The following is a 20,062-nucleotide window of genomic DNA, read 5'->3' on the forward strand; positions in this document are numbered from 1 at the left end:
CGATGGACAATCTTGATGAAGCGTTGTTTGCCCTCCTGCAAAGCGATGTCCAGGCGCAGCCAGACCCGCTCCTATCGCGGGCCCATGACGGTCCGCAGCTCCTTTCCTTCGCGCAGCAACGCCTGTGGTTCCTGCAGCGCATGGCGCCGCTTTCCACTGCCTACAACCTTGCCCGTGCCTTCCTGTTCAACGGCGAGCTGAACGTCCAGGCCCTGCGCCAGGCGTTCAGCGCCCTGGTCGAGCGGCATGGAGTGCTGCGCACGCGCTTCATCGAGGTCGATGGCGAGCCGCGCCAGGAATTGCTGGCCGAGGCCGTGTTCGTCCTGCACGAGCGGGCCATGCCAGGTGTGGCCGAAGCCGAGCGGTGCGACCATCTGCAGGGCTTGCTGAGCATCGAGGATGGCATTGCCTTCGACTTGTCCCAGGCGCCGCTGCTCAAGGTCGAGCTGATCCGCTATGACGCTGCCTGCCACGGGCTGTTGCTGAAGATGCACCACATCGTCAGCGACGCCTGGTCCAACCCGATCCTCGTGGCCGACCTGGCCAGCGCCTATGCCCAGGCGCTGCGTGGCGACACCCCGCGCCTGCCGCCGCTGGCGGTGCAATACATCGATTACGCGCTGTGGCAGCGTGAGCGCCTGGGTGGCGCCGGGCCCCAGGCCGACCTGGACTACTGGAAACACTACCTGGGCAGCCAGGTACCGGTGCTCGAACTGCCCACCGATTTCCCTCGCCCCGCGCAGCAGGGCTTGCGCGGGCAGCGCCTGCGCTGGCAACTGCCAGAGGCGCAGGCCGAGCAGGTCCAGGCCTTCTGCCGCAGCAGCGGCAGCAGCGCCCTGGTGATCCTGCTGGCGGCCTGGCAACTGCTGCTGGCACGCCATAGCGGCCAGCAGGCCTTCGCGGTGGGCGTGCCCCATGGCGGGCGCAACCGTGAAGAGCTCGACGAGCTGCTGGGCTTCTTCGTCAACACCCTGGTCTACCGCGTTGACCTGGGCCCGCGGTTGACCGGTCGCATGCTGTGTGAGCGGCTGCGCCAGGAGTCCCTCGACGCCCTGCAGCACGCCGAGATGCCGTTCGAGCTGCTGCTCGAACACCTCGACGTCGAGCGCGACGCCAGCCGTACCCCGGTGTTCCAGGCCATGTTCAACCTCAGCAGCGGCGCGGCGGTGAACTTCAGCTTGCCGGGGCTGCAGATCGAGCGTGTCCTGCCGGCGCAGGACAGCGCCAAGTTCGACCTGACCCTGGATGCCGCGGTACGCCCCGACGGCATCTTCTGTGAGCTGGAATACAGCCTGGAGCTGTTCGCCCCGGCGACCATCGAACGCCTTGCGGCCGGCTACAGCCTGCTGCTCGACGGCCTGATGAACCAGCCCGACACCCCGGTGTGGCAACTGCCGCTGCTCGATCCGGCCCAGCGCACCCGCCAGCTCGACGGCTGGAACGCCAGCGAGCTGGCACTGGTGCCGGGCGAGGACATGCTGGCGCTGTTCGAGCGCCAGGTCGCGGCCGCGCCGCAGCGCTGTGCGCTGATCTGCGGCGAGCAGACCCTGAGCTACGCCGACCTCGATGCCCGGGCCAACCGCCTGGCCCACTGGCTGGTGGCCAATGGGGTGGGTTGCGACGAGCGGGTGGGGATCTGCCTGGAGCGCGAGCCCGACCTGCTGGTGGCGCTGCTGGCCGTGCACAAGGCCGGTGGCGCCTACCTGCCGATCGACCCCGGCCAACCGGCCGCGCGCAACAGCGACATCATTGGCCAGGCCCGCCCTCGGCTGGTGCTGACCCGGGCGAACCTGCGGCAGGTGGTGGGCAGCACGGCCCGGGTGGTACTGCTGGAAACCCTGGACAGCGAGCTTGCACGGCTGCCCCAGAGCGGCCTCGGGCTGCCGGTACACCCTCGGCAACTGGCCTACACCCTGTATACCTCCGGCTCCACCGGGCGCCCCAAGGGCGTCGACATCGAGCGCGAGGCGTTCGTCAACTTCCTCCATGGCATCCAGGCCCATGTGCAACTGAGCGCCGCCGACCGGCTACTGGCGGTGACCACCCTGGGCTTCGACATCGCCGGGCTGGAGCTGTTCCTGCCGCTGGTGCATGGCGCTGCCGTGGTGCTGGCCAGCCGCGCGGATAGCCTCGACCCGGGCGCATTGCTCGGCTTGATGCAGCGCCACGGCATCAGTGTCATGCAGGCCACGCCAGCCACCTGGCAGATGCTGGTCGAGCACGACTCGCCGGCCTGGGCCGGGCTGCGCCTGCTGTGCGGCGGCGAAGCGCTCAAGGCCGAGCTGGCCGAGCGCCTGCTGGCCCGCCAGGTACGCCTGCTGAACGTCTATGGCCCGACCGAGACCACTGTGTGGTCGGCGGTACAGGCCGTCGAAGCCGTCACCCGCGCGATCCTGCCCATCGGCCGACCGCTGGCCAACAACCGCTTGTATGTGCTCGACGACTACCTCGAGCCGCAGCCGGTGGGTGTGGCGGGCGACCTGTACATCGGTGGCGCCGGCGTGGCCCGTGGCTACGCCGACCGTCCGCAGCTTACCGCCGCCGCCTTCGTGCCCAACCCCTTCGTCCAGCCGTTGGCGCCGGGGTGCGGGGCCGGCAGCCGCCTGTACCGCACCGGCGACCGGGCGTGCCTGCGCGAAGATGGCAGCCTGGAGTTTCTCGGGCGCAGCGACTTCCAGGTCAAGCTGCGCGGTTTCCGAATCGAACTGGGTGAGATCGAAAGCGCGCTGGTGGCCCTGCCGGGTGTCTCCCAGGCGGTGGTCACCCTGTGCCGGGCGCCGGCAGGCCAGGAACTGCTGGTGGCCTATCTGTGCCACGGCGCGGGCGCGTTCGACAGCGCCTGGGCGCAGCAGCAGCTGCGCGAGCGCCTGCCGGCCTACATGGTGCCGAGCGCGTTCGTGATCCTGGGCAGCCTGCCCCTGAATGCCAATGGCAAGGTTGACCGCAAGGCCTTGCCCGAGCCCGAGTGGGAGGGTGCCGGCGAAGCTGATGACGAAGCCTTGGCCGGTCCATGGCAGGAAGGCCTGGCGCATATCTGGCGCGAGGTGCTCGGTATCTGGCCCATCGCCCCGCGCGCCGAGCTGTTCCGCCTGGGGGCGCAGTCCCTGCAACTGGTGAGGATCCAGGCGCGCATCCGCCAGCACTTCGCCTGTGAGGTCGCCCTGGCCCAGTTGTTCGCCAATCCGGTGCTGGCCGACATGGCCACGGTGATCGAGCAGGCCTGCGCCACGCCGGTCGTCGATGAGCTGGCCGAGATCGAAAAGCTGCTGCTCGCCTTCGAGTGAACCATTTGGGCCATTGCACAGGCCACCCCGAGGATTTCGCATGACCCTGTTTCTATCACTACTCAAGCGTCATCGCGCCCTGCTCAGCCTGGGCTTGCTGGCCAGCCTGATCAGCGCGGCGGCCGGCATCGGCCTGATCAACGAGATCAACCGGCTGATCGCCGGCAGCGTCAGCATGAACCCGGCTCTGGGGGCCAAGTTCTTCGGCCTGTTGGTGCTGCTGTTCGGTTGCGGTTTCGGTTCCCAGGCATTGCTCACGGCCCTGGGCCACCGGGTGGTCTACGAACTGCGCCTGCAGATGGTCAAGCGCCTGCTGGACACCTCCATCGAGCAACTGGAAAAGATCGGCGAAGCCAGCCTGTACGCGACCCTGAGCAAGGACATCGTCAGTATTGGCCAGGCCTTCAACCGCATGCCGTTCGTGTTCTACAACCTGGTCCTGATGCTGGGGGGCTGCCTGTACATGGCCTGGCTGTCCTGGCAGTTGCTGCTGATCTGCGCGGTTGGCCTGGGCCTGGGCACCTGGCTGGCCCATGGCTGGTTCGCCAAGATGCGCCAACTGATGACGCGCGTGCGGGAAACCGACGATCGCCTGTATGCCGCTTACCAGGGTGCCATCGAGGGGCGATTCGAGCTGGCCCTCAATGCCCAGCGCAAGGAGCGCTTCTACACCCTCGACCTGCAACCGGCGGCCGAATACGCGCGGCGCAACGAGGTGCACGCCGACCGCTACTGGACCTTGAGCCTGAACTGGACCGTGGCGCTGATCCTCGCCCTGGCCGGCGGGCTGTTCGCCGCGGGCACCTGGCTGGGGGTGAGCAATGGGGTGATCGGCGCCTTCGTGCTGGTGCTGATGTTCCTGCGCATGCCGCTCAACGACCTGATCGGCAGCCTGCCGACCCTGGTGGCCGGCAACGTGTCCCTGGCCAAGATCCAGACCCTGGCCTTCGCCGACTACCGCGAGGCACCCTCGGCCAGCGGCGGCGAGGTCGATAGCGGCCAGCCGATGCTCGAGCTGCAGGCCCTGAGCTACGACTACCCGCACCAGGCCGACGAATATGGCTTCCGTCTGGGGCCGGTGAACCTGAGTATCGCCAAGGGCGAGATCCTGTTCATCGTCGGTGGCAACGGCAGCGGCAAGTCGACCTTGGCCAAGCTGCTCACCGGCCTCTACGAACCCAGTGCCGGCACCCTCAAGCTGCAAGGCGTGGCGATCACCCCGGCGTTGCGCGACTGGTACCGCGCGCATTTCTCCACGGTGTTCTCCACCTTCTACCTGTTCGAGCGCCTGGTCGGCCCCCAGGGCGATTTCGACCCGCAACTGGCCCAGGCCTGGCTTGAGCGCCTGCGCATGCAGCGCAAGGTCAGCATCGACGCCCAGGGCGGGTTGTCCACCACCCGCCTGTCCCAGGGCCAGCGCAAGCGCCTGGCCCTGCTGGTGGCGCTGGTCGAGGAGCGGCCGATCCTGCTGCTCGACGAGTGGGCCGCCGACCAGGACCCGGGCTTCCGGGCGTTCTTCTACCGCGAGCTGCTGCCCGAGCTCAAGGCGCAGGGCAAGACCATCATCGCCATCAGCCACGACGATCACTACTTCGCCATTGCCGACCGCGTGCTCAAGTGCGACGGCGGCCAGCTCTATCCCTATGACCCTGTTGCCCTCGGCAGCGGGGCAGGCGCGTCCAGCGAACTGCCGGCGCCGGTGTGACCGGCGCGCGATTTTCATAGCACAACACTTAAAAAAATAATGGCCCGAAAAAGGCCATGCACAGGAGCTTGCGATATGAGTCAAGTTGAAAAGGGGCGCCAGCCAGGCAAGGCGGGTAACTGGCTGCTGGTGCCGCTGGTGAGCAGCGGCATGCTGCTCGCCCCGGCGGTCTGGGCCGAGGAAAGCACCGAGGAAAAGGCGCCGCCGGCGTCCATCACACTGCCTGACCAGACCATCGTCGGCATGCAGACCGAAGCGCCGACGGTCTCGGTGGGCACCAAGGTGCCGCTGCGCCTGAAGGAAGTGCCGCAGACCATCAACGTCATCGGTCAGGAACGCATCCAGAAGCAGAACCTCTACACCCTCGAGGATGCCCTGGGCAAAGTGGGCGGTGTGACCGTGCAGCGCATCGACGCCAGCCGCCTGAGCTTCTTCTCGCGCGGTTTCGAGATCACCTCGCTGCAGTTGGACGGCACGCCGACCACCATGGACAACCGGATCTTCCTGTCGCCGGACCTGACCATGTACGACCGCGTCGAAGTGCTCAAGGGGCCGTCCGGCAGCCTGACCGGCGCCGGTGGTTCGGGTGGCAGCATCAACCTGGTGCGCAAGCGCCCGCAGGCTGACGCGGCGGTATCGGCAGAAATCAGCGCCGGCTCCTGGGACGCCTACCGTGGCATGGTCGATGTCACCGGGCCGTTGACCGAAGCCGGCAACATCCGTGGCCGCCTGGTGCTCAGCGAGAACAAGACAGCGTTCCCCTACGATGGCAGCGGCAAGCGTGAGACCAGCCAGGCCTACGGCATCGTCGACATCGACCTGACCCCGGACACCGTCTGGACCATCGGTGCCAGCAACCAGAACACCGACATCCGTGGCGCCCAGCGCTCGCTGCCGGCGTTCCGCTACACCAACGCCGCCGGCGAAGCGGCCATGTCGCTGCCGGACGTCTCGCGCAAGAATTTCTACGGCGCCAACTGGAACCGCGATTACTTCTGGAGCACCGCGGTGTTCACCGAGCTCGAGCATCAGCTCGGCGGCGACTGGAAGACCAAGCTGTCGGTGCGCCACGCCGACAACAACTACGACCTGACCCAGGCCTACGCCCGCAATGGCGGTGGCATCGACCCGGCCGACAACCTGGTGTCGATGAACTCGATCATGTTCGACTACCGCGAGAAACAGGACGAAGTCGACCTGTACGCCGACGGCCCGTTCAGCCTGTTCGGTCGTGAACACAAGCTGTTGGTGGGGACCAACTATTCGCGTTCGGAGTTCGCCTCCAACGGCGGCTACTTCTCCAGCTTCCTCGGTGACGTGGACCTCTACGACCCGCAGCCGAGCTTCGGCTACCCGGCGTTCCCGGATGCCGACCGCCTGCCGACCAACGTTGCCAACACCCGCTCCAAGGCGGTCTACGGCAACATGCGCATCAGCCTCGCCGACCCGCTGACCCTGGTCCTGGGCGGCCGTGTCACCTGGCTCGACATGCACCGCAGCCAGCACCAGCCAGAGGCCGGCTCGCCGTCGGAAAAGGCCAGCCAGAGCGAGTCGCAGAAGTTCACCCCGTTCTACGGGCTGATCTACGAGCTGAACGAAAACTACTCGCTGTACGCCAACTACGCCGAGGTGTTCAACCCGCAGCCGGTCAGCAACCTGGACATCAACAACAACATCATCGAGCCGATCGAAGGCAAGCAGCACGAGCTCGGCATCAAGGGTGAGTTCCTCGACGGCGCGGTGAATGCCTCGCTGGCGGCCTTCCAGATCGAGGAAGAGAACCGCGCCATCCCCGACATGAACGACCCGAACTCGCGGGCCGTGGTGGCCGGTGGCAAGGCGCGTACCCGTGGCTACGAGCTGGAAGTGACCGGGCAGATGACGCCTGACTGGTTCCTCACCGCCAACTTCACCCACACCTACAAGCGCTACGACAGCCCCAACGAGCAGCTGCAGACTTACCTGCCGAAAAACATGCTGCGGGTCTGGTCCCTGTACAAGCTGCCTGGCGAGCTCGAGAAGTGGAGCGTGCAGGGCGGCGTGAGCGTTGTCAGCGAAACCTACAACAAGCTGCACGTTCCCGGCATCGGCATGGAAGGCACCAAGCTGCAGCAGAGCGGCTACGCGTTGTACGACGCAGGTATCGGCTACCAGATCAACGAGAACCTGTCGGCTGACCTGCTCGGCACCAACCTGACCAACAAGAAGTACTACCAGCGCATCAACACCTTCCAGGATGGGAACATCTTCGGTGACCCTCGCGCGGTATCGCTGACCTTGCGCGCCAAGTTCTGACCCGCGACAGCAGCGGCGCCGCCCGGCATACTGCGTCGGCGCCGCTGCCGAGCATCAATGCTCGGCAAGCACGCCCCCGCCGGTGCCCAGCTGATCCAGCAGGGCACCGGCGGGGGCGTGTTTGTTGGGGCGTCGAAACACCGTGAAGCAACGAGGAGAACAGGGTGAAACCACCGGCGTCACACAAGGCAAGCGTCCGGGGCCGACAGCGCGGGTTGTGGCTGCTGCTGGCCTTGCTGCTGGCCTACCTGTTCATCTGGCCACTCAGCGCCCTGGCCGCGCTGGCCCTGGCCTGGCTTGGGCAAGCGCCCAGCGAGGCGGTGCTGAGCAGCTCTATCGCCGCCTTCGTGCTCTATCCGCCACTGGTGCTTTGGTTGTTGTGTGCGCGACGGCTGGTGCGCAACAGCCTGTGCCTGGCCGCTGTGTCGCTGGTGATGCTGGCGACGCTGCGCGCGCTGGCGGGGGCGAGCTGATGTTCGACAGTGTCCGCCAGGCCATGCTGTGGGCGCACCGGGTACTGGGCCTGGGGTTTTCCGCGCTGCTGCTGGTCGCGTTCTTCATGGGCAGCCTGGCGTTGTACGACCGCGAGCTGGACAGCTGGATGCTGCCGGCGCTGCGGGTGGCGCCGGCGCCCGCGCCGCTGTCGCTGGACCAGCAGGTGCTGCCACGGGTGGCTGCCCTGAGCGAGGGCAAGGCGCTGCTGCAGTGGTACGTCGAGTTGCCCGATGCGCGCCGCCCGCTGCTGCGCTTCCAGGCCTGGAGCGTCGAGCGCGAAGGCTTCAGCCGCTTCCTGCAGCCTGGCGGCGACGGCGTGCTGGCCGCCGCCGGTAGCCGTGGTGGCGACTTTTTCTACCGTCTTCATTACACCCTGAACATCCATGCCTGGAACCTCGGTGCCCGGCTGTTGGGCCTGGCCGCGATGGTCGGGCTGATCGCCCTGATCGCCGGCGTGTGCATCCATGCGCGGCTGTTCCAGGACTTGTTCACCTTGCGTGCCGACAAGGCTCCCCGCCGGTTGCTCGACCTGCACAACCTGACCGGCGTGTTCGCCTTGCCGTTTCATGCGCTGATCCTGCTGAGCGGCCTGCTGATCCTGTTCCCGCTGTACCTGCCGGCGGCCATCGATGCGCTGTATCCAGGCCAGGCCGGGCAGTTCGCGGTGCAGGCCAACGCCGCCTACAGCCGCCCGGCGACGGGCACCCCAGGGCCAATGGCCTCGCTCGACGGCATGCTGGCCCAGGCCCGCCAGCATTGGGGCGGTGGTGAGCCTGCGTTCGTCAGGGTCTGGCATCCCGGTGACGCCAATGCCTATGTCGAGGTCAGCCGCAGCCTGGCTGACCGCCTGAGCCTGGATGGGCAGACCCTGTACTTCGACGGCGCCAGCGCACGGTTGCTGCATGAATCGCGGCTGCCGCCAGCGGCCGCGACCCTGGATGTGCTGGCCGGGCTGCACGTGGCGCACTTCCACCAGCCCGCCTTGCGCGCCCTGTACTTCTTCGCAGGCCTGAGCGGTTGCGTGATGCTTGCCAGCGGCCTGCTGTACTGGCTGGCCAAGCGCCGCCTGCAGCAGCCTGCCCGGGAGCCGGGCGGGATGTCGGTGACCCTGTTGTGCAGCGTGCTGATCACCGGCATGCCCCTGGCCACCTTGGCCATGCTGGTGGCCAACCGCTGGCTGCCGTTGGCCTTGAGCGGGCGTGCCGAGTGGGAGGTGCGGGTGTTCTTCGCCGCCTGGCTGCTGGCCGGGCTGCACGCGCTGTGGGTGATTGGCCGTTGCGCGCAGGCCCGTGCGCCGTGGGCGACGCAGTGCATGGCGATCAGCGCGCTGGCGCTGCTGGCCGTGCTGTCGAACGCCTGGAGCACGGGTGATCATCCGTGGCGAGCGCTCAGCCAGGGCTTGTGGGCGGTGGCCGGTGTCGATCTGGCACTGCTGGCCTGCGCCCTGATTGCCGGCGGCCTGGGCTGGCGCCTGCGGCGGCGCGCCGCGGCTGTGCGCAGGTTGGCGGAGGTCAAGGATGCCTGAGTGGTTGGCGAGCGGGGTGGGGTTGGGTCTGCAGACGCTGGGCCTGGCGTTGCTGGCCCTGAGTCAGGCCGGCCATTGGCGGCAAGTGATGCAGCCGCAGGCGTTCCCCGGTACTCGGACGCTGCGCCTGTCAGCGTTGTTGGCATCGGGCCTGGCATGGCTGGTGGGGCAGGCCGGCCTGGGGCTGGCGATGGGGACGTTGTTCTGGGTGCTGGCCCTGGTGCCTTGTGGCCTGGGCGTGAGCCTGTTGTTGTGCTGGCGCAAGCCCTGGTTGCACCGGCTGGGCCGGTGCTTTTGCCGTTGAGCCCGCCCGCTTGCCCTGGCCAGCGGGCGGGTCAGGGTCAGGCGTGGCTGTAGCGGCTCAGCACGTTCAGCAGGTCGTCCAGGCGTGGGTTGAGGAACACCAGGTGGGCCGGTACCTGGGTGCCCCACAGTTGTTGTACGCGGGCACACAGCAGCACGGCCTTGAGTGAGCTGCCGCCTACCTCGAAGAAGTGCGCCTGCTCATCCAGCGTCTGCAGTTCCAGCACCTCGCGCACCAGCTGCGCCACTTGCTCCCGGGCCTCGGGCTGCTGCCCGGCGTGCGCCGCCGGCTGTGGCCGCAGGCGTTGCACCAGCGCTTCGAACGACGGCGCGGGTTGGCCGGGCAGGGCTTCGAGCAGGGCCTGCAGGTCCTCGCCAAGGGCCTCGATGCTGGCAGGTTCGAACAGGTCGGTGCTGTAGGTGAAGGTGGCGATCAGCCCTTGCTCACGCTCACTGACATCCAGCATCAGGTCGAACAGCGTGCTGCGCTTGCCGTGGTCTTCGCTCAGCGGCTCGATGCTCAGGTCGCCGAACGCCGACGAACGCAGGTTGCGCTCCTGGTGCAGGTCGAACATCACCTGGATCAGCGGCACGCTGTGCTGCTGGGCGCCGGGCAGGGCCTGCAACAGTTGCTCGAACGGCAGGTCCTGGTTGGCGTGGGCGTGCAGCAGGTTGTCGCGCACCTGGTGCAAGACGCTGTCGAAACGCGGGTTGCCGGCCAGGTCGGTGCGCAGCGCCAGGGTGTTGACGAAGAAGCCGACCAGCCCCTCCAGCTCCTGGTGATGGCGGTTGGCGATGGGGATGCCGATGCGGATCGCCGATTGCTGGCTATGGCCTGCCAGCAGCACGTTGAATGCCGCCAGCAATGTCATGAACAGCGTGCAGCCCTGTTCGCGGCTGTAGGCGTGCAGGGCCTGGGCCAGTTGCGGGCCCAGCATCAGGCTGTGCTCGGCGCCACGATGGCTGGGCAGGGCCGGGCGCGGCAGCATGCATGGCAACTGCAGCAGGCTGCGGTCCTCACCCAGGTGGCCCAGCCAGAAGTCCAGCTGCGGCTTGAGCGCCGCCTGGCTCAGCTCACGGCGCTGCCATTGAGCGAAGTCGGCGTACTGCAACTGTGGCTCTGCCAGCGGCGAGTCCTGGCCGTGGCTGAAGGCGCTGTACAGGGCGATCAGTTCGCGGGTGAAGACCCGCATCGACCAGCCATCGAAGGCGATGTGGTGCAGGGTCAGCCACAGCACGTGTTCGTCGTCCGCCAGGCGCACCAGGCCGGCACGCAACAGCGGCCCGTGCTCCAGGTCGAAACGGTGCGCGGCCTGGGCCTGGAGTTCCTGGCCCAGGCGCGCGCTGCGCTGCGCCTCGGGTAGCCGGCCCAGGTCGATCAGGCCCAGGGCGAAGTCCTCGGCCGCTCGCACCCGCTGCACCGGCAGGTCACCGTCCAGGGCGAAGGTGGTGCGCAGGCTTTCGTGGCGCTGCAGCAGCACGCTGAAGCAGCGCTCCAGGGCCGGCAGGTCGAGGGCACCGCGCAGGCGTACGGCCTCGGGCACGTTGTAGGTGGTGCTGCCTGGGTGCAGGCGGTCGAACAACCACAGGCGCTCCTGGGCATAGGACAGTGGCACTGGCGCTTCGCGGCGCTGCGCACGGATCGGTGGAAGTGTCGACGCCTCGGCCCGGGGCAGGGCCTGTTCGACGAACGCGCCCAGGGTCGGGTGCTGGAACAGCGCTCGCACCGGCACTTCAAGGCCCAGGCTGCTGCGCAGGCGCGAAACCAGGCGGGTGGCGGTCAGCGAGTGGCCGCCGAGCTCGAAGAAGTTGTCGTCCAGGCCCACCTGTTCAACGCCGAGTACCTCGGCCCACAGCGCCGCCAGCGTGGCTTCGCGCTCGGTAGCCGGTGCCCGGTAGCTGGCCCGGCGCTCACGCACCGGTGCCGGCAGGGCCTTGCGATCGAGCTTGCCGTTGGGGGTCAGGGGGAAGGCCGCCAGCATCACATAGGTTTTCGGCACCATGTGCTCCGGCATCTGCAGGCCCAGGTGCGCCTGCAGCGCGGTGGCGCCCGGGCAGGCATCGCGGGCGACCACGTAGGCGACCAGCTCGTTGTCACCGGTGTCGTTGGCGCGTGCCACCACGGCGGCCTCGCGCACGCCTGGGTGGTTGAGCAGGCGCGCCTCGATCTCGCCCAGCTCGATGCGGAAACCGCGGATCTTCACCTGGTCGTCGATGCGGCCGAGGAACTCGATGTCGCCCTGGGCGTTGACCCGGCCCAGGTCACCGCTGCGGTAAAGCAGGCTGCCGGCCGGGTTCAGCGGGTTGTCCAGGAAGCGCTCGGCGGTGAGGTCGGGGCGGCCCAGGTAGCCTTGGGTGATGCCGGCGCCGCTGAGGTAGATTTCGCCGCTGACGCCGGCGGCCACCGGGCGCAGCTGGGCGTCGAGCACATACATCTGCATGTTGGCGATCGCCTTGCCGATCGGCAGCACGCCCTGTTCGTCCCCCAGGGCGCGGTAGTAACTGCACCACACCGTGCCCTCGGTCGGCCCGTACTCGTTGTACAGCTGCGCCTGGGCGCACTGTTGGCGGTGCTGGCGGGCCAGGCTGGCCGGGCAGGCTTCACCGGCGACGATGGCGCAGCGCAGGCTGCCCAGCTGGTCGGCGGCCTGTTCCAGCACCTGCCCGTACAGCGACGGCAGCATCAGGGTGTGGCTGATCCGCCGGGCGCCGATCAGTCGGCCCAGGGCCAGGGCGTCCTGCACCTGGTCGTCCTGGGGCAGGCACAGTTCGCCGCCTTGGGCCAGGGTCCAGAACAGCCCGGCCACCGAGCTGTCGAAGGCCAGCCCCGACACCAGCAGGAAGGCTTGCAGCGGCTCCTGGTAGGCGAGCAGGCGTGCGGCGGTGGAGTGCACGGCATTGCGGTGCGACACCATCACGCCCTTGGGCCGGCCGGTGGAGCCGGAGGTGAAGATCAGGTAGGCCAGGCTGTCGCCGTCGTTCAGCGGTTGCGGACGCTGCGTGGGCAGGTCGTGCTCGGCGAGGCGGTCGAGCCACAGGGTGCGGTAGTCGCCCTTGGGCAGCTGTGTCTCCAGGCTGCTCAGGCTCAGCAGCAGGTTGGCGCGAGTCTGCTCGAGCACGTCGCTCAGGCGTTCGGCCGGGTAGCTTGGGTCCAGCGGCAGGTAGGCGCCGCCGGCCTTGAGGATGCCGAGGATGCCGACGATCGCGTCGAGGCCGCGGCCCATGAACAGGCCCACGGCCTGCCCCGGCGCCAGGCCGGCGTCGCGCAGCTGGTGCGCCAGCTGGTTGGCCCGCGCCTCCAGTGCCTGGTAGCTCAGTTGCGCATCACCGTGGCGCACGGCAATGGCCTCTGGCCGGGCGGCGACCTGTTGTTCGAACAGCTGGTGCAGCAGCGCCGGGGTCTGTTGCCGCACCTCGGTGCGGTTCAGCGCCGCGAGCCAGTCCTGGTGCGCGGCACTGATGCCCGAGGCCTCGCCCAGTGCGCGCTGGCTGGCGGCGCTGGCCTGCAGGGCGAGGGTGAGGAACTGGTCGAGTAGCAGCCCGGCGGCGTCGGCGTCCAGGCGGGCGGCATCGTAGTGCAGGTGGAAGGCAAAGCCTTCGGGCTGTTCCAGGACTTCCAGCAACAGCGCATGGGCACAGGTTTCACCGTGCACCGCCAGCACCGGCCAGGCCGAGGCCAGCGGCTGGCGCAGGCGGAAGCCGAAGGGCGTGTCCTGGGCCTGGGCCGGCCATTCTTCCTGCCAGGTGCGGGCCTGTTCGAGCACCTGGGTGAAGCCGGCGAGGGCGTTGGCCAGGGTGTCCTGGTCGTCCGGCTGCAGGTGCAGCGGCAGGCGTTTGCCGTAGGGGCCCTGGGCGTTCGTGGTGGCGCTGTTGCGACCATCGTGGGCCCAGCCCAGAAGCACCTGTGGTTGGCCCAGGTGGCGCTTGAGCAGCAGTGCCCAGCACCAGCCGAACAGCGCCTCGGCCGGAGCGTCGAGCCCGGCCAGGGCGCTGCCGATGTGGTCCTGGAAGGCCGCGTCCGGGGTGCGCGCAAGGCAGGCTGGCTGTGCCGGCAGCGCGGCCTCGCCGCGCTGGAACGGGTGCTGCACCAGGTACTGGTCGGCGGCGTCGGCCTGCTGGCGCTGCCAGAAGGCCCGCCCGGCGTCGCTGTCGCTGCTGCCCAGGTGCTCGAACTGCCATTCGGCGAAATCGGCGAACTGCACCGCTTCCTCGTCCGCTGGCAGGCCCTGGTAAAGCGCCTGCCATTGCTGCAACAGCAGCTGCAGGGTGGTGTGGTCGGCGTTGGCCGCCGGCAGCGCCAGGCAGGCCCGTGGCGGCGTTGCCTGGGTCAGCGCGACGGCCAGGCTGGCCTCGGCCAATGCCGCGCCCAGCAAGCTGTGCAGGGCGTGCTGGGGCAGGTCGTCGGCGACCTCGCGCCAGTCGATCAGCAGTTGCTCGGCGATGACCTGTACCGGCAGTTGCATGCCGGGGCTGGCCACCAGGCGGGTGCGCAGGATCTCGTGCTGCTCCAGCACCTGCTCTAGGGTCGTGCGCAGGCGGCTGGGGTCGGTGCCCTCAGGCAGGCTGAAGGTCAGGAACAGGGTGGCGTCGCGCCCGCTGGCATGGGACCAGTGAGCGTTTTGTTGCAGGGCGGGGCGAAAGCCCTCGATGGCGATGCTGGACATGATGTGGAGGCCTTGAATAGGGGGCAGAGTCGAAAACCGTGAACCGTGTGGGGGCGCGTCAGGGCTTGAGCGCCACGTCCGTGCTGTTCAGGGCTTCGGCCATCGACACCAGGATGCGTCGGGGGCTGTCGTATTCGTTGCGTGCGTGCACCGAGAGCATGTTGTCCAGCAGCAGCACGTCGCCGTGGCGCCAGGGGAACTCGGTCATGTGCTGCAGGTAGATACCGCGCAGGTGTTCCAGCACCTGCGGCTCGATCGGGCTGCCGTCGCCATAGAAGGTGTTCTGCGGCAGGTCGTCATCGGCGAAGTCGGCCTGCAGCGCATCGCGCACGCTGGCCGGCAGGGTGCTGACGTGGAAGAAGGTGGCGTGGTTGAACCACAGCGTCTCGCCGGTGCGCGGGTGGCGCACCAGGGCCGGGCCTACCTGGCGGGTGCGCAGGCGGCCGTCGGCTTTCCACTCGGTCTGGATGCCGACGCTGGCGCAGTAGGCATCCACCTGGGCGCGGTCCTCGGTCTGGAACACGGTCTGCCAGGGCAGGCCGAAGCCGTCGCCATAGTTGCGCACGTACATGATGCCCAGGCGGGCGAAGCGCTCGCGCACCTCGGGGTCGATGGCCTGGCTGATCGCCCGGGTGTCGCCGATCGGCGTTTCGCCGCGGGACAGCGGCGCGATATCGCACCACAGGAAGATCTTCAGCGGGAACACCGGCGAGTAGGAGTGTTCGTTGTGCGGGAAGATCCGCTGGTCCTTGGGGTAGTCGGTGGAGGTGTAGATGTTCAGGCGCGGGTCCACCTGGGTGCGCGGCGAGGCGCGGAACTTGTATTCCAGGGCGCCGCCTGACAGTGCGCTGATGCAGTTGTCGAAGGCTTCGGCGTTGTCCACCTGGAAGTTGCGAAACAGCAGCGCACCGTGTTCGAGCAGTTTGCGCTCGATCAGCTCACGGTTGGCCTCGGCCCAGGCCACCAGGCTGATGCCGAGGCCGGCCGGTTCGCACACCGCGGTGTAGGTGCTGCCCGGGTTGAGCGGGGTGAAATGGACCAGTGCGTCTTCATCCACACGGATGGTTTTGCGGCGCATGCCGCCGAGTTTGGCAATCGCGGGGCCGTTCATGTCTTATCCCTCCATAGAGTCGGTGCTGATGCGGGCGCGGCGACGGCTGCTGCCCAGGCGGGCCAGGCTCTGTTCGCTGCGTGCGCTCACGTGCTGCATGCGTTGTTCCTGAAGCTGCCGGCGCAGCGGTTCGACCACTGTCTGCACGGGTACTTCAGGGGCTGCGACCAGCTGTTCGAGCAGGCTCACGAAGGCTGCGGCAAACGCTTCGGCGCTGTGGGCCTCGAACAGGTCGGTGCTGTATTTCAGGGTGCAGGCCAGGCTGCCCTGGCTTTCTTCCACGCTCAGGTGCAGGTCCAGCTGCGACTGGCCATGCTCGATGCGTTCGGGCGCGATCGTCAGGCCCGGCAGCTCAAGGGCGCCGTCCGGGTGGTTCTGCAGCACCAGCTTGGCCTGGAACAGCGGGTTGCAGGCCAGGCTGCGCGGCGGGTTGAGCACCTCCACCAAGGTGTTGAACGGCAACGCCTGATGGCTGAAGGCTTCCAGCACCTGAGGCCGCAGGCGTTGCAGCAGGGCGTTGAAGCTGGGGTTGCCGCCGACATCGACGCGCAGCGCCAGCTGGTTGATGAAGAAGCCCACCAGGCCCTCGGTCTCGCTGTGCTCGCGGTTGGCCACGTCGGTGCCGATCACCGCCTGGGCGCGTTCGCTGTGCAGGTACAGGTTCAGTTGCAGCACCCCCAAGAGGCCCATGAACAAGGTCGCGCCATGGCCCAGGCACAGCTGTTTCAGTGCCTGGGCCGGGGCCGCGGCGACCTGGAACGACAACCGTGCGCCCTGGCCGCTGAGCACCTGCGGGCGCGGGCGATAGCTGAACAGTTCGAGCGGCGGCAGGGGCTCGCCCAGGGCCTGTTGCCAGTAGCCCAGGTGGGCTTGCTGGGTGCTGGCCAGCTGCTGGCGTTGCCAGGCGGCGTAGTCGCTGTACTGTATCGGCAGTGGCGCCAGGGTCGTCGCGCTGCCGCTCAGGGACGCGCTGTAGAGTTGGCTGAGCTCGCGCACCAGCACGCCCATCGACCAGCCGTCGGAGACGATGTGGTGCATCACCAGCAACAGCAGGTGCTGGCGGTCGTCCAGGCGTACCAGGTGCAGGCGCAGCAGCGGTGCCTGGCGCAGGTCGATGGGGCGTGTCGCCAGTTCGATCAGCAGGCGCTTGGCGCTGGCCTCGCGTTCGGCCTCGGGCACCGGGCCCAGATCATGCAGCTCGAACGGCAGTTCGAGGGTGTCCTGTACGCGCACATGCAGCGTGCCGTCCTGTTCGTGGAAGCTGCTGCGCAGCGCTTCGTGGCGCTGGCCGAGGTGCTGGAAGGCCTGGCGCAGGGCAGGCAGGTCGAGCTGGCCGAGCAGCCGCGCGGCACTGGGGATGTGATAGGCCGCGCTGTCCGGCTGCATCGCCTGTACCAGCCACATGCCCTGCTGGGCGTGGGACAGCACCCGGCGGCCATCGGCCGGCAGCGCGGCCACGGTGATCGGTGCCTGGCGGCTGGGCGCGGCGTTGTCCAGCAGCAACGCCAGCTGGGCGATGGTCGGTGCCTCGAACAGGCTGCGCAGGGGCAGTTCCAGGTTCAGCTCCAGGCGAATGCGCGCAACCAGTTGCGCGGCCAGCAGCGAGTGGCCACCAATGGCGAAGAAGTTGTCGTCCATGGCGATCGCCTGCTGCCCCAGCACGTTCTGCCAGAGCGCCAGCAACTGTTGCTCGCGCTCGCTCTGCGGCGCCCGCTGGCTGCTGCCCTGGGCGCTGTAGTCCGGTGCCGGCAGGGCGGCGCGGTTGAGCTTGCCACCGGGGGTCATGGGCATCTGCGCCAGGGTCACGAAGGCGGCGGGCACCATGTAGTCGGGCAACTGCGCGGCCAGGTGCTGGCGCAGCTCGGCGGCTTGCGGGGCCTGCTCGTGGTACACCAGGTAAGCCACCAGGCGGCGGTCGCCGGGACGGTCCTCGCGTACCAGCGCCAGGGCCTGGCGCACCTGAGGGTGGCTGCGCAGGCGCGACTCGATCTCGCCCAGTTCGATACGGAAGCCGCGCAGCTTGACCTGCTGGTCGATGCGCCCGAGGTACTCGTAGGTGCCGTCGGCCAGGCGCCGGGCGCGGTCGCCGGTGCGGTACATGCGGCCGCCGGGCGGGCCGTAGGGGTCGGGGCAGAAGCGCTCGGCGGTGAGGCCGGGCACGTCGTGGTAGCCGCGGGCGAGCAGCTCGCCGCCGACGCACAGCTCGCCAGGGACGCCCGGCGGGGTGAGGTTGTCGTCGCGGTCCAGCAGGTAGTAGGCGCGCCCGCGCAGCGGCGCGCCAATCGGCAGTTGCAGTGGCAGTGGCTCGCGCTGCAGCAGCGCGTTGCAGTCCTGGATGCTGGAGACCACGGTGATTTCCGTGGGGCCGTAGATGTTCAGCAGGCGCACCGCGGCCAGGCCGGCCTTGCGCCAGGCATCCAGGCCGGCGCTGGGCATCGCTTCACCGCCGACGCTGACCAGGCGCAGCTCGCCGTAGGCCGCGTGCGGCTGTCGGGCGAAATCCTGGGCCAGCTGGAACCAGTAGGCCGTGGTCAGGCAGGCTGCGACAGTGATCCGGTGGCGGTACAGGCGGGCGTGGAACTCGGCGCTGTCCCACAGCTCCGGGCCGCGCACCACCAGGGCCGCGCCGCACACCAACGGTGGGAACAGCTGGTCGACGAAGCCGTCGAAGTTGAAGGTCGAGAACTGCAGCACCCGGTCGTCGGCAGCGACCCCGTAGTAGGCGCGCGCGACTTCGCTGTAGCCGGCCAGGGAGCGGTGGGTGACCGCCACGCCCTTGGGCTTGCCGGTGGAGCCGGACGTGTAGATGACATAGGCCAGTTGTTCGCGCTGCACCGGGCGTGTGCTCGGCACCCCGGCCAGCGCTGGCGCCGTGGCGTCCAGGGCGGTGACGTCCAGGCACGGGCGCTGGTAGGGCGCCATGACCGCCTGGGTCTCCGGGGTGACCAGCACCAGGCGGATATCGGCGTCGTCGATCATGTGCGCCAGGCGCTCGCCGGGGAACTGTGGGTCCAGTGGCACGAAGGTCAGCCCGGCATTGAGCGTGCCGAACACCGCGGCGACGATGTCCAGGCCGCGCGGCAGGCACAGGCCGATGCGCGCTTCGGCGGGCAGGCCCAGGGCCAGCAGGTGGCGGCTGATCAGCTCGACACGCTGTTGCAGGGTGGCATAGCTCCAGGTGCTGTCGTCGTGGATCAGCGCGATGCGCTGGGGCTGCTCGGCCGCCTGCGCGGCCAGGCGCAGGTGCACCAGCTCCGGCAGTGGGCCGAGCGCCAGCGAAGCCTGGCAGTCGGCCAGCAGGCGCTGCTGTTGCTCGCCGTCGTACAGCGGCAATTGCGCGATCCGTGCCGTGGGCGCCTGCACCAGGCTATGCAGCAGGGTGGCATAGCTGTGGCCGTGGCCGACCAGGGTGGCGTGTTCGAACAGGTCGGCATTGCCGGTGAAGGTGACTTCCAGGGCGTCGCTGCGCTCGACGACGTTGAGCACCAGGTCGAAATGCGCGGTCAGCTGCTCGCGCTCGATCTCGTCGATCTCCAGGCCGGGCAGTTGCAGGCGGCGCGGGGTCTGGCCGTCGAGCAGGTTGAACATTACCTGGAACAGCGGCGAGTGCTGCAGCTGGCGCTCGGGTTCCAGGGCCTGGACCAGCCGCTCGAAGGGCAATTGCTGATGAGCCAGGGCCTGGCGGCGGGTCTGCTCGATGCTGTCGAGCAGGGCGTCGAAGGGCTGGCGACCGTCGAGCTGGCAGCGCAGCACCAGGGTGTTGATGAAGCAGCCGATCAGGCCCTCGGTCTCGACCCGGGTACGGTTGGCCACCGGCACGCCGACGCGCAGGTCGGTCTGCCCGCTGAGGCGGTACAGCAGCACGTTGAAGGCGCCCAGCAGCACGCTGAACAAGGTGGTGCCGCGGGCCTGGGCCAGCTCCCGCAGGGCCTGGCACAGCGGCGCCTCGATGCGCAGCGAGTGGCGCGTGCCGCGCCCGCTCGGCTGCCGGGGCCGTGGGTGGTCGGTGGGCAGCTCCAGGGTCGGCTGCTCAGTGCCGAGCTGCTCGCGCCAGTAGGCCAGGTCGCTCGCCAGCGCGCTGTCGCTGAGGCTGGTCTGCTGCCAGACCGCGTAGTCGTGGTACTGGATCGGCAAGCCCGGCAGGTCGCTGTCGCGGCCTTGCAGGGCGGCGCTGTAGAGGGCGGTCAGTTCCTTGACCAGGATGCCTAGCGACCAGCCGTCGGCGACGATGTGCTGGGCACACAGGATTAGCACGTGCTCATCGCTGTCGAGCCGCGCCAGCAGGCCGCGCAGCGGCGCCTGGCGCAGGTCGAAGGGGCGGTTGCTCTCGACGTCGATCAGTTGTTGCAGGCGCACGGCCCGCTGCTCGGCGGGCAGCGCGCAAAAGTCCACCTGGGCCAGGGGCATCGGCAACTGCGGGTGGACGGTCTGGCGGGCCTGGCCGTCGACTTCGTCGAAGGTGCTGCGCAGGATCGCGTGGCGCTCGATCAGCTGGTCGAAGCTGCGTTGCAGCGCCGCGCTGTCCAGGTGACCGCGCAGGTGCAGGGCCGCCGGCATGTTGTAGGCACTGCTGGATGGCTCCAGGCGATGCAGGAACCACAGGCGCTGCTGCGCCCACGACAGTGGGTGCGGGCCAGGCTCGCTGGCCGCGACGATTGGCAGGCGGCTGAGGGCGAAGCC

8 protein-coding genes and 1 pseudogene are annotated in these 20,062 nt (G+C 68.7%); 6 read left to right on the forward strand and 3 right to left on the reverse strand.

Annotated features, from left to right (window positions below; translation table 11 throughout):
• Nucleotides 1-2 precede the first annotated feature (2 nt).
• The 6 genes from PRJ_RS09480 to PRJ_RS09505 all read left to right on the forward strand — a co-directional run bounded on the left by PRJ_RS09480 (nt 3) and on the right by PRJ_RS09505 (nt 9,608).
• A complete protein-coding gene (locus tag PRJ_RS09480; RefSeq protein WP_104961191.1) occupies nt 3-3,284 on the forward strand; it encodes a non-ribosomal peptide synthetase in 3,282 nt (1,093 codons plus the stop codon).
• Nucleotides 3,285-3,324: 40 nt separating this feature from the next.
• Nucleotides 3,325-4,989, forward strand: a complete 1,665-nt coding sequence (locus tag PRJ_RS09485; RefSeq protein WP_104961192.1) for a cyclic peptide export ABC transporter — start codon at nt 3,325-3,327, stop codon at nt 4,987-4,989.
• A gap of 75 nt (nt 4,990-5,064) precedes the next feature.
• A complete protein-coding gene (locus tag PRJ_RS09490; RefSeq protein WP_104961193.1) occupies nt 5,065-7,284 on the forward strand; it encodes a TonB-dependent siderophore receptor in 2,220 nt (739 codons plus the stop codon).
• Between the two features lie 164 nt (nt 7,285-7,448).
• The gene (locus tag PRJ_RS09495; RefSeq protein WP_104961194.1) at nt 7,449-7,757 is read left to right on the forward strand and encodes a hypothetical protein; all 309 of its coding nucleotides are present in this window, start codon (nt 7,449-7,451) and stop codon (nt 7,755-7,757) included.
• On the forward strand, nt 7,757-9,304 hold the full coding sequence (locus PRJ_RS09500) for a PepSY domain-containing protein (protein ID WP_104961195.1): 1,548 nt from the start codon (nt 7,757-7,759) through the stop codon (nt 9,302-9,304). Before PRJ_RS09495 ends, PRJ_RS09500 begins: the two co-directional genes overlap by 1 nt.
• A complete protein-coding gene (locus tag PRJ_RS09505; protein WP_104961196.1) occupies nt 9,297-9,608 on the forward strand; it encodes a DUF3325 family protein in 312 nt (103 codons plus the stop codon). The genes PRJ_RS09500 and PRJ_RS09505 overlap by 8 nt, the downstream gene beginning before the upstream one ends.
• A 37-nt stretch (nt 9,609-9,645) precedes the next feature.
• Here PRJ_RS09505 and PRJ_RS09510 read toward each other — a convergent pair whose 3' ends face one another.
• The 3 genes and pseudogenes from PRJ_RS09510 to PRJ_RS09520 form a co-directional block, all read right to left on the reverse strand.
• The gene (locus PRJ_RS09510; protein WP_104961197.1) at nt 9,646-14,271 is read right to left on the reverse strand and encodes a non-ribosomal peptide synthetase; all 4,626 of its coding nucleotides are present in this window, start codon (nt 14,269-14,271) and stop codon (nt 9,646-9,648) included.
• A 58-nt stretch (nt 14,272-14,329) separates the two neighbouring features.
• Entirely contained in the window at nt 14,330-15,382 is a 1,053-nt protein-coding gene (locus PRJ_RS09515; RefSeq protein WP_104961198.1) for a TauD/TfdA family dioxygenase, read from the reverse strand.
• 3 nt (nt 15,383-15,385) lie between these two features.
• Nucleotides 15,386-20,014: pseudogene (locus PRJ_RS09520) on the reverse strand (amino acid adenylation domain-containing protein); the annotation flags it as partial.
• Nucleotides 20,015-20,062: the final 48 nt, after the last annotated feature.

The organism is Pseudomonas sp. XWY-1 (assembly GCF_002953115.1).
Classification (GTDB): domain Bacteria; phylum Pseudomonadota; class Gammaproteobacteria; order Pseudomonadales; family Pseudomonadaceae; genus Aquipseudomonas; species Aquipseudomonas alloputida.

Bases quoted from the DNA above. Each gene is read 5' to 3' on its own strand.
- PRJ_RS09505 (WP_104961196.1), top strand. From the start codon at position 9,297: ATGCCTGAGTGGTTGGCGAGCGGGGTGGGGTTGGGTCTGCAGACGCTG.
- PRJ_RS09500 (WP_104961195.1), top strand. From the start codon at position 7,757: ATGTTCGACAGTGTCCGCCAGGCCATGCTGTGGGCGCACCGGGTACTG.
- PRJ_RS09480 (WP_104961191.1), top strand. From the start codon at position 3: ATGGACAATCTTGATGAAGCGTTGTTTGCCCTCCTGCAAAGCGATGTC.
- PRJ_RS09490 (WP_104961193.1), top strand. From the start codon at position 5,065: ATGAGTCAAGTTGAAAAGGGGCGCCAGCCAGGCAAGGCGGGTAACTGG.
- PRJ_RS09510 (WP_104961197.1), bottom strand. From the start codon at position 14,271: ATGTCCAGCATCGCCATCGAGGGCTTTCGCCCCGCCCTGCAACAAAAC.
- PRJ_RS09485 (WP_104961192.1), top strand. From the start codon at position 3,325: ATGACCCTGTTTCTATCACTACTCAAGCGTCATCGCGCCCTGCTCAGC.
- PRJ_RS09515 (WP_104961198.1), bottom strand. From the start codon at position 15,382: ATGAACGGCCCCGCGATTGCCAAACTCGGCGGCATGCGCCGCAAAACC.